Below are 14,571 nucleotides of genomic sequence, written 5' to 3' on the forward strand. Positions count from 1 at the left end.
ATTTACTCACCTTGTCTCATCAAACATATATTTTTTCGTTCTGGAATGAACATTGAGTGCGATTCCGATCGCGAGCAAGTAGGTAATCGTTGAGCTGCCCCCATAACTAATGAATGGAAGCGGCAATCCCGTGATCGGCAATAGCTGAATCGACATCCCGATGTTCTGGAAAATCTGGTAGGCGAACAAACCAACAAGTCCCGTGACCAGGTAACTCCCGTATTTGTCATTGCTCAACAATGCGATATGTATGAGCCGGTAAATTAACAGGAAAAATAAAGTTACAACCAGACTGGCTCCAATAAAGCCAAACTGTTCCGCAACTGCCGTGAAAATCATATCGGTATGCCGTTCAGGAACATATACTTCCATATCGCCGATTCCTTTGCCTGCCAGCTGGCCCGATCCAATTGCCAGCATTGCCAGAATAAGCTGGTAACCGGCGTCATAGTTTTGTTCCGGACTGAGCCACCCATAAAAACGGCTCGAAACGTGACCAAACAGTGATTCCTCGAGAAATTCAGAAATCGGTCCCGAGAAAAAATACCATGCAGCAAACAACGATCCTCCCACTAGAACTGCCAGGAAAAAAATCGAGAACAAAATCCGCCATCTGATGCCCGAAATGAGAATCATGCTGCCGGTAATGGCTGCCAGTACAAGAAATCCCCCGAGGTCTGGCTGAACAGCAACCAAACCCATTGGTGGTACTGCTATCACCAATATTTTAATCAACAGCCAGAAATCAGTTTTCAGCATCTTTTCAGGATGTTTATCATGATGGCTGACCAGCACATGTGCAATTGTCATGACAAGGATGACCTTCATGAATTCTGCGGGCTGGATGGTTCCAATCATCGGAAACTTAAACCAGCTGACCGCACCATTTGCTTCATGAACAATCGCGGGTGGAAAACCGATGAACAGCATGAACAAGGACAGGACACCGATTCCATACACAATCCAGGTTATCTGGCGAAATCGGTCATAATCAATTAGCATCGTAACCAGAATGACAAAGCCACCTGCGATATACCACATTGCCTGTTTCAGCACAAAATTGGACCCATCATATTTGGCGGGTAATGATGGGGCAATTGTGTGCAATGTAAAAACACTGACAATCCCCAATAAGATGATAATAAACACTAATGTATAATCAATATTTAATGTTGAACGATTTTTCATAGTTTAACCTTGCTTTCTGAATTAAATCCTGATAGTTTTTTCCTCTTAAGAAATTATAAATATTAATGCATGTGGATAATTTAAAAGATAAAATTATCCACGTCCAGCTCCAGCGCCCAGCAACTAGCAAACTTCACACTCCTCACTACGATAAGTCAACATCAGTTCGCTTCCAGTTCACTGTGTTTCCTTTATCTCATTGCGGATTAGGGAAGATCGTCTAAAACCGCCGCTTTGCGCGACAACGCCGATCCACCCTGCATGGCAGGGCGCAGTTTGTACGTTGCTAAACGGGCGCTTCCGCTTTTGCTCCTCTCTAGCAAGTTTACATGAAAATGAATAAGAAATTAAGTCTTTGTCACAGAAAAATTTCATCAGGTCTACATGGTGTCATAACTTTTGTCCATGCTATAATAAATTTTAGACAAGGGCAGTAAGGAAGTGATCATGTGGAAAAAGACAATAAAGTGCAGTTTCAATGGGATGAACTGCATCAGTTCCTGACTTCTGAAAAAATAGAGGCATTCCGGAATGACTTTCTCGAAATGCACCCATATGACCAGGCGATGTTTTTTATTGAACAGCCAAAAACGATTCGGTTACAAATATATAATTTTTTGTCACCTCAAGAAACAGCCGATATTATGGAAAATATCGAAATGGAGGATATTGAAGCCTATTTTACTGAGATGGATCCACGATACGCAGCGATGGTTTTTGCTGAAATGTCCACCGATGATGCGGTCGATATATTAAATGAACTGGAGAAAGATAAAGTCGTCAGTTTTCTGACCATTATGGACGATGAGGCATCCGATGAGATTAAGGAATTGCTTCATTATGAGGAAAAAACAGCGGGAAGTATTATGACCACGGAGTTCGTGGCCATTTATCAAACACAAACAGTTAAAGAAACGATGCAATTGTTAAAGAAAGAAGCACCTGAAGCGGAAACGATTTATTATTTGTATGTTCTTGATGAGGATAAGCACCTTGTCGGGGTATTGTCGTTGCGTGATCTGATTATTGCCAATGATGATGTGCTGATTGAAGAAATCATGAGCGAGAAAATCGTGTCTGTTTCCGTTGCCGAGGATCAGGAAGAAGTCGCACAGATGATGCGTGATTATGACTTTCTGGCTTTGCCGGTGGTAGACTTTCAGCATCATTTGCTCGGCATCATTACAGTTGACGACATTCTCGATGTTATGGATGAAGAGGCAAGCGATGATTATTCCAAGCTTGCTGGGGTGTCTGACATGGACCGTCCGAACGACAGTGCACTTATTTCAGCTAAAAAACGTCTGCCATGGCTGATTATTTTGCTGTTTCTCGGCATGTTGACCGCAAGTTTGATTGGACGTTTTGAGGAAACATTAAACAAAGTGGCTGTGCTTGCTATTTTTATCCCGCTGATTGCCGGAATGGCCGGAAATACTGGTACACAGGCATTGGCTGTTGCTGTGAGAGGGTTGGCAACCGGCGAATACGGCAAGCAGGGGAAATGGAAGTTAATCGTGCGGGAAGGTTTAACCGGACTGATTACCGGTACAATTTGCGGTATTGTAATAACTGGGGTCATTTACTTGTGGAAAGGGGAAATTTTTCTGGGAATCCTGGTTGGGCTCTCGATTATGGCAACACTGATTGTTGCAACACTTGCCGGTTCTCTTGTACCTATTGTCATGGACAAGTTCCACATCGATCCGGCCGTTGCATCGGGACCATTTATCACAACTATTAATGATATTATTTCAATCCTGATATACTTCGGCATGGCGACAGCGTTTATGAGCTTTCTGATCTAGTCAAACGCACAATTTCAAATACGGGTTCATATACTGGTCTGACTATTGGAATACAAAGGAGCGATTTAATATGGGACAGAAAAAGTACGCTAAAAGCCCTTTGCTTTATATCCATCAGCCGACTATTCGGACACCGGAAGCGCCGATGCAGCATAACTACCGGACCCCTAAAAAGGGTGAAGATTCTACAGCCGCATCATCGAACGATGGAATAGGAGCAGCTGATGCCGTACCAAGGAAGAAAGCCCCGGCACGCCGACTACAGAAACGGGATAATTTCAGCAAGCCTGCCGAGGAAAAAATAAATGAAGATTCCACTGTTGCGACTGATGATTCGAATGAGAAAATGGATCCAACTGAAGATAAAGGGGGAGACGATCGAAAGAAATTTAAGGATATGACAGTGCGCGAGCGTCTCGATTATTTTCTGAACACCCCGAAGCATGTACCGACTATGCGTTGTGAAATCAAAACGGAGGAACGAAAATACCGTGGAAGGATCGTTGATTTTCAGGAGGAGCGGGTATATATGCAAGTCGGCAGAAGAAAATCAGCAACAAAAATTCCATTTGATGAGATTTTGGAAATCGGTCTTATCGGGTTTTAATAGGTGATTGAAAAAGGAATGGCTTCTTTGAAAGTCGATTCCTTTTTTTATAGAATGTGTTTAATGAAGAGGAATGAATTCAACGGGAAAAGACTGAATTTATCAGGAGAAGATTCGGTATAATCAAAAAAAGATGCCCCATAAAACGGGGCACCTGATTTTTTAATTATAGTGCTTGAATTGCTGGCAGGCATGTTACATGGCAGAAGCAACTTAGGTCTACAGTCAGGCAAATGCCGGTCGCACTTAAATCTTCGACATCACTGCAGAAAGGATCATGCGGATTTCCTTCTGCCTCATCATCTCTCAATAACTCGATTACAGCGCAGCAATCGTCGGTTACTTTTTTAACGCGGAAGAAGAAACTTGCTTCCACATGACCCCCGCCATTGCCATTTCCATTGGTAGGGCATGCACCGAATCCTTTAAATGGTTTGCACCCGTCTTTGCAATATAGGATTAATGGTACTGTGTCCAGACCATTGCCGTTGTCTGTTTCTCCGAGCAAGTCGCTGATTGAACGTTCACAACTGGTGTCACAGCAATTTTCAACTACATCGTTCTGGGCGTCAACTATTTCTTTCAGGATATCGCAAACACAGTTTCCTGTATCAAAATCTTTTCCACAACCCATAAATTATTACTCCTTTCAAATAGTTATTGACTTATTGTCTTTAATAGGATATGTGTGCTGGGGCATATGGTGTGGGCGCTTGTCAGTGTTCACTTAATTGAATGATAAATTTCTGCATCTGTATGTGAAATGAATGGTTTTCAATTCCAGGAATCAGGCAAAGAGGAGAGAAAAGTAGTAATAATAATTCAATATATGCAAAAAAAGGCCGCTGGAGTTTTGCCAGCGGCCTATTTGTAACCCTTATGTTTAAATGGCATGATAAATAAATTTTTCTGTCCATCAATCCATTCTGCATAAAATATTTCTTTGACGGAATCAATTTCCTGCTGTTTTAATTGCTGCTGCAGCCATTCTTTCGTCAATTTTGCCTCGGCAAGATTATCCCATAAAACCTCACCATCGTTAATAATCATCATTGGCAGCATAACGGATCCCGGACGAATATTCATATCTTTGTTTGTCGGTGTTTGATATGCGGATTTTTTTAGAACAGAAACGGTGCCATCTGTTTCTAAAATGGCATATTGAACTTCCTGGATCGAAAATGCTTCCTTGGCTCGCAGCATGTGCTGAAGTTGATTCATATCCAGCTTATTTTTCTTCATTTCTTCTCTGATCAATTTTCCTTTATGAATGATAATGGAAGGTTTCCCTTCAAGGAAAGAACGTGATGCTTTGTATCGTTGCGTTATAAATTCAGTGACATACAACAGAACTCCCGCAACCGTCACTGCGAACGCAATGTGCGTGATGCCGGTCTTTTCATCAAAAATAGCGTTTCCGACAAGTTCGCCAAGGACTAGAGCGGCAATAAAGTCAAATGCGGTCAGCTGAATAATCTGTGTTTTTCCCAACACCTTGGTTAAAATAAATAACGCTGCAAACCCGAACAGTGTATCAGTCAGTATCGGCATAAAATTTTCCATTGCAAACCCTCCAAATACCTATCTGTAGGTTTACCAGAATGAAATAAACCATACATGGGGAACATGTCGGGGAAGATGAATGGATTTTTGAGAATCACCGTAAAAGTTAGTCCTGTTAAAATCAATTATGAAAAGGTTTTTGAATGGGAGAGAATGGTACCGAATTGGGAGAAGGCAGCAGCATTCAGAATCTCCATAAAAAAGAAGCCGGGATTTCTGTCCGAGCTTCTTTTTTAAACGAGTTCTTTTACCATGGTGACATGGGGAATACCTGCGTCCATAAATTCACCTGAAACGACTTCATATCCAAGGCGTTTGTAAAAGTCAACTGCATGTGTTTGCGCATTCAGTTTGGCTTTGGTGAGCTGTCTTTGTTGAATCTTATCTTCCATTGCCAAAATCAATTGTTTACCATGCGCATTGCCACGGTATTCCAATAATACACAGATGCGTTCCAGTTTTCCATAACCTTCGACGAAACGGAGTCGGCTGGCCGCAATCAGCTTATCATTTTCATAACCGGTAAAGTGAACCGTTTCCGAGTCATGATCAAACTCGTCCAGCTCCTCTTCGGGCGGGACGTTTTGTTCATCGACAAACACCTTTGTGCGAATATCAAATGCCAACTGTTTGTGTGCATCTGACTCGGTAATTTTAATAATCATAGGCTTTCTTTTCCAAAAACAAATGATTCATAAACAGTCCATGTGCCGTTTTCAAGCTGATAAAGCAGGTGAAAACGATCAATTTTATCCTCCAGTTGAATATCTTTCATTTGCAGGCTGCCATAAACATCCGAATATTCATCATGTGAAAGTTTCTGGGCAATGGTGATATGCGGAACAAAGTTATATTCCATGTTTTCAGGGAATTTGCCTGTTTGCATCTTGTTGAACAAATCAATCAGCTCCTGAACCGGCTCGACTTTTAAATAGATGGTATTGGTTACAGGCGCAAACGTACTGACCTTGTTGACTTCCAGCTTAAATGGATCAGTGCTGTTGGCAATTCCTTTTAATTCAATAATCAAATCTTCAATTGTATTATCATCGGCTTCGAATGCTTCCTTAAGCGTTAAATGTGGTGGGATTGTCGAATAATGCGGATCGTAACGCTTTCTGTATGAGTTTATTTCGTCTTGGACAGGCTTTGATGGGAAAATGGCTATACCATATTTCATAAATAAAACCTCCTATTTTCCTAATTTAATTAATTACTGCATTTTTAGTCTATCTTTAATTATAACAAAAAATTATACAAAAAAGGAAGTAAAAATTCAAAAATTACGAACTATTTACTCAAACATCGTCGTTAATGCACGACTTAAATCTTTTTGCCAATATTTCCATGTATGTTCTCCATGTTCGAGTTCATGATAGCTGTAGCTGGCACCTGAATGCTTCAGAAGTTCATGGAGTCTGCGGTTGGGTTCGACAAAATCAAGTGTCTTGCCATCGGTTGTTTCGACTGCAGTCTCCGCCGTCCCGATTGTATGATAAATATCGATGGGATCAATACGTTTTGCTTCCTTAACGGATTTGATGACTGTTTCATCGACATATGGCGACTGCATAATCACATTGCTGAACGTATTCGGGTACTTTAATGCAGTCATGAGTGCGAGTGTTCCTGCGAGTGAATCGCCCATCAATGTACGTGACTGTCCCATATGATAAGTTGGTAGCAGATCATCAAGGAAAGGGACTGCTTCATGAACCAGAAATTTGATATAATCACGATTTTGTTCCCCATTTGGATGGTATTTTTTTCGGCGGTCAAATTTGTCTTTATAATGGATACCGACAAACACGGTATTGGCAATGTCTTCACTGCTGTGTAATTTATCACTTAATGTTGCCAGACGGCCAAGCTGATAATAGTCATTTCCATCATGAACGATGCATATATGATATTTATAGAGCGGTGAAAATGCTTCCGGCTGATAAAGTTTCAGCGTCATTGTCTCGTTTAAATAGCTGCTGTCGATTTCTTTGTCGACCATTGTTCCTTTGCGTCCGATTGAAAACACCTCATTGTTCTTTGTATATTCCTGGAAAAATTGTTGGAAACATCCTATATAAAAGTTTATCATGTTTCTTTTGGTTATTCCATGTGTCATTTGGCACACAGCTTAAGCAGAACCGTGCCCAATTGTTACCGTACGCTTTTCCAATGTGTACATTTGGTTGGATTGTGGTATAATAATTATAGAAAATCATAGGCTGTAAAAAACCGCCTCGTGCTGATATACGAGACGGTTCCCAACAGACTAACCCCGTCAAGAGGGGTATAGGCACTTCAGGAAATAATCCCTCAGCGCTTGGCTAAAGGCATCGAGGGATTATTTATTTTGACCATTATCCGACATAATGAACGCGATTAACATCCCAAAGGATATCATTAGCGTTAATACGGAGTCCACAGCCATAGGCATCACCTCCTCTTTGGGAGGTATCCCAAAAAGAACAGTGTGCCTAATCCCTCATGCGAAGCCAATCTGTTGTTCATTCATTGTAACATATTTTTCTGCCTGCCCGATAAAAGTCAACCGGATTCCAGTAATTGTCCTTTATACAGTTCGTAATACCGCCCGCGCTGTTCGAGCAGCTCGTCGTGGGAACCTTGTTCAAGAATGGTTCCATGTTCCAGCATGATGATTTGGTCAGCTTCCTGAATCGTATTGAGACGGTGGGCGATGACAAAACTGGTCCGTCCCTGCATCAGGTGTTCCAGTGCATCCTGAATTTTCAGCTCCGTAATCGTATCAATGTTGCTCGTTGCTTCATCTAAAATCAGGATCGCCGGATCAGCCAGCATTGCCCGGGCAATTGTAATCAGTTGTTTCTGTCCCTGACTGATGCCGCTCCCGTCTTGATCCAGAACGGTTTGATAGCCATTCGGCAACTGTGCAATGAAATCATGTGCATTGGCATTTTGGGCAGCTTCCTCAACTTCTTCATCGGTAGCATGAAGACGGCCATAGCGGATATTTTCCCGGATGGTTCCGTGAAACAAAAACGTATCCTGGAGCACGAATGCCATCAGGCTGCGGAGACTGGAACGTTTGATGTTTTTGATGTCGGTACCATCAAGTAAAATTTCCCCTGAATCGTAATTGTAAAAGCGCGAAATCAGATTGATTATCGTTGTTTTACCTGCCCCGGTGTGTCCGACCAAGGCTACAGTCTGCCCTGGTTTTGCCTCAAAACTGATTCCTTTTAAAATTGGTGTTTTTTCATAGGCAAAGCTAACATTACGGAACTCCAGCCGTCCGTCTGTCTGCTTGATTTCTTTTGCTGAAGCCTCATCACGCTCTTCCTGCTCCTCGTCAATGATGTTAAATACGCGCTCTGCCCCGGCAACCGCTGACAGCAAGATGTTGAACTGGTTGGACAGTTCATTAAGCGGCCGGGTAAATTGACGAGCAAACTCAGTGAAAATAACGATTACGCCAACCGTGATATGTCCGTTTACGGCAAGAATACCACCAACAAGCGCGATCAAAGCAAAGCTTAAAAAGTTCAGCATGTTCATGACCTTGGGAATAAACCCAGCAAAATTCAATGCCCAGAACCCGGATTCCCGCAAGTTCGCATTCTTTTCCCGGAATTCATCAATGACCCGTTTTTCCTGTGAAAAGGTTTTGACAATATGCTGTCCAGATACAATTTCCTCCACATAGCCGCTCATGTCACCAAGATGGCGCTGCCGCAATTTATACAATGGACCGGTTCGTTTGGTGATCCATTTCATCGTGAAAAACATAACAGGGATGATTGTCATTGTCACTGCGGTAAGAAGCGGGCTCAGATAAAGCATAACCGATACAGTACCAATCAATGTCAGGATACTGGCAAATATCTGAATGACTGACTGATTGAGGGTATTGTTTACATTATCGATATCATTGGTCACCCGGCTCATCAGTTCACCATGCTGGCGCTTGTCAAAAAAGGAAATCGGCAGCCGGTGGAACTGGTTAAACAGCTGTTCTCTCAACGTGTAAACTGTTTTTTGCGCGATTCCGACCATCCAGTAGTTTTGCAAAAAAATCGAAACCGAATGAACAATATAAATTATGACCAGCCAGATCAGCAGCATGCCAAGTCCGGACGGATCGTTCGTTACAATATAATCATCGACTGCCATGCCGACCATAAATGGGCCGGCGAGACTCATGGCGGAGCTGACCACAACCGCTAAAATGACGAATGTAAGCATCATCTTTTCACGGGCAAGGTAACTCCAGATTCGCTTGATGGTAGTGGATGTATTCCGTGCCCGGTCTGATTTATCAATTTTAATCGAGTTGATCGGTATTCGTTTATGGGTGAATGGACGTATCAGCTCACGAATTGACATTGGCGTACTCCTTCCCGAATTGCGAGGCAACAATTCTCGTGTACAGTGCGGAATCGTTCAGCAGTTCCTCATGCGTCCCGATTGCAAGCATTTTTCCGTCATCAAGCAGCAAAATCCGGTCCGCATTCATGGCAGTTGATATTTTTTGTGTGATGATTAACGTTGTACAGTTATACGTTTGAATCGCTTCCAGCAGCTGACCCTCGGTGGCAAGATCAAGTGCACTTGTACTGTCATCAAGCATAAGCAGTTTTGGGTGACGGATCAGTGCCCGTGCAATCGAGAGGCGCTGCTTTTGGCCGCCGGATAAATTGACGCCTTTTTGCCCGATTTTGGTGTTGTAACCGTCATCCAGATCTAAAATAGTGTCATGGATTTGCGCGTCTTTAGCTGCTTGAATGACCTCTTCCTGTGTGGCGTTAGTTTTTCCCCAAGCAATATTGTCATGGACAGTACCGCCGAATAACAGCGGGGTCTGCGGCACATAACCGATGCTCTTTCGCAAGCGTTCCAGTCGGTATGATGTAATCGGCTTATCATCGACAAAGATTTTACCATTTTGCGGCTCATAAAGCCTTGGTATCAGCTGGAAAAGGGAAGTTTTTCCAGATCCAGTCGCACCGATGATGGCCAGCTTCTCTCCGGCATTTATGGTGAAATTAATATTTTTGAGTACCTTTTCATTTGATTTGGGATAGGAAAAGCTGACATCGGAAAAGGAAATTTTTCCGGTAAATGCCGGCGAATCGGTTGTACGATCGGAAAAATCAACAAGATCACTTTTCACCTGAAGCACTTCATTGACCCGCTCAGCAGATGCCCGCGCCCTGGAAAACGCTAAAATAATGAACGTCAACATTGAAATGGCCATCGAAACCCGCAACGCATAGTTGACAATTGCCACAACACTGCCGACTGATGTTTCACCGGCAATAACCAGATTATTTCCATACCATAGAATAATAACCAGACTAAGATTCATCACAAATAACAGAATCGGCATGGACGTCTCAATGAATCGGAACGTCTTACGTGTAGTGACTGCAAGCTGTTCGTTCGCATCGGAAAATCGTGCTGATTCATGATTCCGGCGCACGAACGCTTTAATCAATCGCATTCCGGCAAGGTTTTCCTGCATGACCTGGTTCACATTGTCAACATTTCGTTGGACGTTATTGAACATCCGGCTTGCCATCTTGAGCACCCACAGCAGAAATCCAACCAGCAGTGGCACCGTTACAAGAAAAATAAGGGCAAGTTGATAATCCACGATGAACGCCATAATAACCCCGCCGATAATCAGGAGCGGCGCCTTCATCATGATCCGAAGTCCCATGAAAATCAGGTTTTGCAGCTGCCTGATATCGTTGGAGAATCGTGTGACAAGTCCCGAGGCAGGGTACAGGTTTAAATCTGCGAAAGAGAACCCTTGTATTTTTTCGAACAATTTTTCTCGTAAATCATAGGAAAAATTGAATGTTGTATGTGCGGCGAAAAAGGAATTAATTATCCCGGCGATGAACGCAGTCATGGCCATCGCAATCATGATGGACCCCCACATGATAATATTATCGAGGTCTTTATTCAAAACTCCCTGGTTAATCATCTTCCCAAGGAAAAACGGAAGAAGCAGCTCCACCAACAGCTCAATAAACATCAAACTGTATGCAGCAGCAACCGGAAGTTTATAAGGTTTTAAGTAAGATAAAACATTCCTCAACAGACTGCCCCCTAGGTGTAAAATTGACAATTGTCTTTTTATTATAAAGCTAAACCAGGAAATTAGCCAAAAATTTATTTCGAGAACAGAAATAGTTTTGGATCGGCAGTTTGCTTTGGTTTGTCAGCTCAATCGGGAGAGAAACCGATGAAATGGGAGAGAGGAATGGTCAATTGGGAGAGAGTGTGATGAAATGGGAGAGAGGGATGGTCAATTGGGAGAGAGTGTGATGAAATGAGAGAGAAGGCTAGTCAATCGGGAGATAATGCGGAGAAGTGGGAGAAGGGGAATAAAAACAAACTGATATTTTTAGTTTATTAATGCGGTCTTGATTGAAATTGAACAACTGTATCTATATAGTTTAAAATATATGTATCGAAACAGGGTGGGGGAATAATAATGAAGCAGTTTACATTTAAAGATACCAATACAATCGGTCATTTGGTAAATGAAAATAAGTTATATGAGCAGTTTCATTATCCGGAAATGCCGATCAGGTACGACAGCAGTTTTATTGAATTCAAGCGGATGCCAATGTTGGATCAATTTAAGGAAGCGGAAAAGTATTTAATAAATTTTCATAAGCAGCATAACCAGAATCATTTGCGTTTTTACTTTGCAGATAATACGAAACCGGTTGGTGAACTCCTTGAATACATAAGCAATCAAAACTACGATGTTGGCTTTATGGAGCTGTATTTGATCAATCCGAAAGATTTTCCGCAGGCAGCTGAAAATCCGGACATTAAGATTGAACAAGTAACTCATATAACATTGGATGATTACTTGAAACTTCAATACGAAACCGACATGCAATTCGGCGAGGTGTTTGCCAAACAGAAGGTAGGTTTGAATAATCGTCAGTTTGAAGCTGGTCAGTATGTTCAGGTCATTGCCTATTATCATGGCACTCCGGCAGGTACGATGGATATTTTTGTTGGAGATGAAGCAGTGGAAATTGAAAATCTTGAGGTTCGCGGTGAGTTTCAACGGCAAGGCATTGGATCTCAGTTGCAGCGGTATGCAATGGAGAATTATAGCAATTCCGAAATTATCCTTATTGCTGATGGTGAGGATACACCGCGTGAGATGTATCAGAAACAGAATTATCGTTATCAGGGTTATAAATATGAGTTGTTGAAAATTTTAAAGTGAATTAATTAGAAAAAGACCACATTGATAACGGATGGTGACCGGAACTTGTGGAAACAGATACCACAAAAAATCCTTGACGTCATCTGAGTTTGTCGATTATACTATTTATTGTTATCGAAAAATAAATACGATTCCGTAGCTCAGCTGGGAGAGCGCATGCTTGACAGGCATGAGGTCGTTGGTTCGAGCCCAATCGGAATCATCATTTGTTTAAAAGCCCGAATCCATTGTATGATTGGATTTCGGGCTTTTTCTTTTGGAAAGGGAAAGATGAAAACTGACAAACGATTTTGTCAGGTTTTCAAATCTTTAATACGCTATTTATTCTCCTCGACTATAGATTTCCTCTGTTTATCAACAACCTGTATCCACGTTTTTCCGGGCAGTGCTTGTATTTTTTGACCCTCCTTATCAAAGAAAACAATATCACCTTTGATATTTTTCCAATTACCATTGAATTTCTTTCCATTTACATAGTAATCCAGTTTGCCTTTTGTATTAAAGTTGATATGAATGTAGCCGCCGCCTGTTGTCATATCACGATGTTTTGCATATAAGAGAAACAGATTTTTCGTTTTAATTTGTTTTCCTGTTGCCCGGTCAGTATGTGGTTCATTTTCGAGAATACGACGGTAAACCTTATCTTTTTTATCATATTGATACGTAGTGTGAACGCTGTTCGGATCTGAATAGTTAATCGTTATTTTTGATACTTTTTCATCAAATTCGGAAAGCTTATCCGTGTATTCAAAGTGCGGATTACGCGGTTTCTTTTTAAAAGTTGGAAGTCTGTCGGTAATCAAATATGCATTATGCGGTGCAGCTCTGCTGTTATCCCGTTCGAAATACTTATTTCCATTCTCGAGTCCATCCAGATGCATGAGTTCTTTCCGTTTTAGGTTGTTATAAGCAAAAATAGTTCCGCCATAATGAATAAAAGGTACATTCCAGGATTGGAATATTGGCAGAAAGTAATGTCTGGCGCTTCGTACAGGACCGATTTTTTCAGGGATGCTGCTGTGAAATATAGCAAGATAGCGAGTAATATTGTATTCTACTTCCATTTCATATACAATATCTGCATTGACAAGGCCTGTATGCGGTCTGGCATCAATGGAATTCTCCACGATGACTCCAAAGTAGTTTTTAGTCTTATTGGCTTTTTTTACTGGAAAACCTGTTGTTGCAACACGATTAACTGGTTTTTCCTTTGCATCCGTTGCTTGCTTTTTTTGTTTGTCCACTAATTCTTTATCGGATTGTTCTGCAGTCGTTTTCTTTTCTTCCTGATTTTCACAACCGGTAACAAAGGCAATAATGATAAGGATAATTACTACAACGATTTTATGTTTCATCAGATGGAACGCTCCTTTCTATCTCCATCCTATGATTTGTATTCTTTTATTATCTTACCAGTTTTTTCGAGTGAAAAATGTAAATTAATTTCAGGAATTCGAGAACCGTGTCCCTGTATAAATATCTTTCTAAAAGTAAACTATATAAATGCTGAAACTGAAAGCAAAGGGTGACGGGCATATGGAAATAAATTGGATTTGGAAAGCGATTTTGATTGTACTTGTTGGGACGCTCCTTTTGCGGGTTGCGGGCAGAAAAACTGTCTCGCAGATGACATTGGCGGAAGCCGTTATTATGATTTCGATTGGAACGCTGATTGTTCAACCTGTTACTACTCAAAATGTTTGGCTTGCCTTCGCGACGGGCGCCGTACTTGTCTTAACGTTACTTGCTATGGAATATGGGCAGCTAAAATTTGACGGGTTGGAAAAGCTCATTACGGGTAAGTCCAAAGTATTGATTGAAAATGGAACGTTGAATGAAAAAAACCTGGCAAAGTTAAGAATGACCGTTGACCAGCTTGAAATGAACTTACGGCAGAATAATGTTACCAATATTAAGGATGTAGAGTGGGCTACATTGGAACCCAACGGAAAGCTGGGCTTTACGTTAAAACAGGAGGCACAGCCAGTTACGAAAGCGGAATTTAAGCAATTACAGCAGTCGGTTAATAAGTCAACGGAATCGCAACTGGAACAACTGAACCAGCAAATGAATCAACTACAGAAACAGTTAAACCGAAATAATATCTTTTCGGAAGTGGAAAAGGACCATAAAAATACACCCCCGGAACATCTGCAATAGTCCGTAAT

Annotated in this window: 13 protein-coding genes and 1 tRNA gene; 5 read left to right on the forward strand and 9 right to left on the reverse strand. The window is 41.6% G+C overall.

The annotated features are described in order from the left end of the window. Positions 1 to 6: 6 nt before the first annotated feature. On the reverse strand, positions 7 to 1,188 hold the full coding sequence (locus tag HUX68_RS00530; RefSeq protein WP_174612816.1) for an FtsW/RodA/SpoVE family cell cycle protein: 1,182 nt from the start codon (positions 1,186 to 1,188) through the stop codon (positions 7 to 9). 467 nt (positions 1,189 to 1,655) lie between these two features. Here HUX68_RS00530 and mgtE point away from each other — a divergent pair, with 467 nt between their 5' ends. After that, a complete protein-coding gene (gene mgtE, locus HUX68_RS00535) occupies positions 1,656 to 2,996 on the forward strand; it encodes a magnesium transporter (RefSeq protein ID WP_246206731.1) in 1,341 nt (446 codons plus the stop codon). A 70-nt stretch (positions 2,997 to 3,066) separates the two neighbouring features. Then, positions 3,067 to 3,603 (forward strand): CotO family spore coat protein, encoded by a 537-nt coding sequence (locus HUX68_RS00540; RefSeq protein ID WP_174612818.1) that lies wholly within the window; start codon positions 3,067 to 3,069, stop codon positions 3,601 to 3,603. A 166-nt stretch (positions 3,604 to 3,769) separates the two neighbouring features. Here HUX68_RS00540 and HUX68_RS00545 read toward each other — a convergent pair whose 3' ends face one another. The 7 genes from HUX68_RS00545 to HUX68_RS00575 all read right to left on the reverse strand — a co-directional run bounded on the left by HUX68_RS00545 (position 3,770) and on the right by HUX68_RS00575 (position 11,248). Beyond that, positions 3,770 to 4,237: a CotY/CotZ family spore coat protein gene (locus HUX68_RS00545; protein ID WP_174612819.1), complete on the reverse strand. Its 468-nt coding sequence runs from the start codon at positions 4,235 to 4,237 to the stop codon at positions 3,770 to 3,772. 230 nt (positions 4,238 to 4,467) lie between these two features. After that, a complete protein-coding gene (locus HUX68_RS00550; protein ID WP_174612820.1) occupies positions 4,468 to 5,166 on the reverse strand; it encodes a DUF421 domain-containing protein in 699 nt (232 codons plus the stop codon). 233 nt (positions 5,167 to 5,399) lie between these two features. Further along, positions 5,400 to 5,831 carry a GNAT family N-acetyltransferase gene (locus HUX68_RS00555; RefSeq protein ID WP_174612821.1) on the reverse strand — a complete coding sequence of 144 codons (432 nt, stop codon included), beginning with the start codon at positions 5,829 to 5,831 and terminating at the stop codon, positions 5,400 to 5,402. Further along, on the reverse strand, positions 5,828 to 6,346 hold the full coding sequence (locus tag HUX68_RS00560; RefSeq protein ID WP_174612822.1) for a YjcG family protein: 519 nt from the start codon (positions 6,344 to 6,346) through the stop codon (positions 5,828 to 5,830). Before HUX68_RS00560 ends, HUX68_RS00555 begins: the two co-directional genes overlap by 4 nt. A 114-nt stretch (positions 6,347 to 6,460) precedes the next feature. After that, on the reverse strand, positions 6,461 to 7,186 hold the full coding sequence (locus HUX68_RS00565; protein ID WP_174616302.1) for an alpha/beta hydrolase: 726 nt from the start codon (positions 7,184 to 7,186) through the stop codon (positions 6,461 to 6,463). A gap of 524 nt (positions 7,187 to 7,710) precedes the next feature. After that, positions 7,711 to 9,528: an ABC transporter ATP-binding protein gene (locus tag HUX68_RS00570; protein ID WP_174612823.1), complete on the reverse strand. Its 1,818-nt coding sequence runs from the start codon at positions 9,526 to 9,528 to the stop codon at positions 7,711 to 7,713. Beyond that, entirely contained in the window at positions 9,515 to 11,248 is a 1,734-nt protein-coding gene (locus HUX68_RS00575) for an ABC transporter ATP-binding protein (protein ID WP_174612824.1), read from the reverse strand. Before HUX68_RS00575 ends, HUX68_RS00570 begins: the two co-directional genes overlap by 14 nt. A gap of 399 nt (positions 11,249 to 11,647) precedes the next feature. On the opposite strand from HUX68_RS00575, the gene HUX68_RS00580 reads away from it, so the two are divergent. Both HUX68_RS00580 and HUX68_RS00585 read left to right on the forward strand, forming a co-directional pair. Continuing rightward, entirely contained in the window at positions 11,648 to 12,403 is a 756-nt protein-coding gene (locus HUX68_RS00580) for a GNAT family N-acetyltransferase (protein WP_174612825.1), read from the forward strand. Positions 12,404 to 12,532: 129 nt separating this feature from the next. Beyond that, positions 12,533 to 12,605, forward strand: a tRNA-Val gene (locus tag HUX68_RS00585). A 115-nt stretch (positions 12,606 to 12,720) separates the two neighbouring features. Here HUX68_RS00585 and HUX68_RS00590 read toward each other — a convergent pair. Continuing rightward, entirely contained in the window at positions 12,721 to 13,758 is a 1,038-nt protein-coding gene (locus tag HUX68_RS00590; RefSeq protein ID WP_174612826.1) for a DUF3048 domain-containing protein, read from the reverse strand. Positions 13,759 to 13,939: 181 nt separating this feature from the next. Here HUX68_RS00590 and HUX68_RS00595 point away from each other — a divergent pair, with 181 nt between their 5' ends. Continuing rightward, positions 13,940 to 14,563, forward strand: coding sequence for a DUF421 domain-containing protein (locus tag HUX68_RS00595; RefSeq protein WP_174612827.1), 624 nt, complete (start codon positions 13,940 to 13,942; stop codon positions 14,561 to 14,563). Positions 14,564 to 14,571: the final 8 nt, after the last annotated feature.

The sequence above is a fragment of the Virgibacillus ihumii genome (genome assembly GCF_902726655.1).
GTDB classification, from domain to species: Bacteria; Bacillota; Bacilli; order Bacillales; family Amphibacillaceae; genus Lentibacillus; species Lentibacillus ihumii.

What these genes read in the sequence shown, in the direction of transcription:
- HUX68_RS00570 (WP_174612823.1), bottom strand. Translation starts at nt 9,528, where the DNA reads ATGTCAATTCGTGAGCTGATACGTCCATTCACCCATAAACGAATACCG.
- HUX68_RS00590 (WP_174612826.1), bottom strand. Translation starts at nt 13,758, where the DNA reads ATGAAACATAAAATCGTTGTAGTAATTATCCTTATCATTATTGCCTTT.
- HUX68_RS00550 (WP_174612820.1), bottom strand. Translation starts at nt 5,166, where the DNA reads ATGGAAAATTTTATGCCGATACTGACTGATACACTGTTCGGGTTTGCA.
- HUX68_RS00560 (WP_174612822.1), bottom strand. Translation starts at nt 6,346, where the DNA reads ATGAAATATGGTATAGCCATTTTCCCATCAAAGCCTGTCCAAGACGAA.
- HUX68_RS00555 (WP_174612821.1), bottom strand. Translation starts at nt 5,831, where the DNA reads ATGATTATTAAAATTACCGAGTCAGATGCACACAAACAGTTGGCATTT.
- HUX68_RS00580 (WP_174612825.1), top strand. Translation starts at nt 11,648, where the DNA reads ATGAAGCAGTTTACATTTAAAGATACCAATACAATCGGTCATTTGGTA.
- HUX68_RS00595 (WP_174612827.1), top strand. Translation starts at nt 13,940, where the DNA reads ATGGAAATAAATTGGATTTGGAAAGCGATTTTGATTGTACTTGTTGGG.
- HUX68_RS00540 (WP_174612818.1), top strand. Translation starts at nt 3,067, where the DNA reads ATGGGACAGAAAAAGTACGCTAAAAGCCCTTTGCTTTATATCCATCAG.
- HUX68_RS00545 (WP_174612819.1), bottom strand. Translation starts at nt 4,237, where the DNA reads ATGGGTTGTGGAAAAGATTTTGATACAGGAAACTGTGTTTGCGATATC.
- HUX68_RS00530 (WP_174612816.1), bottom strand. Translation starts at nt 1,188, where the DNA reads ATGAAAAATCGTTCAACATTAAATATTGATTATACATTAGTGTTTATT.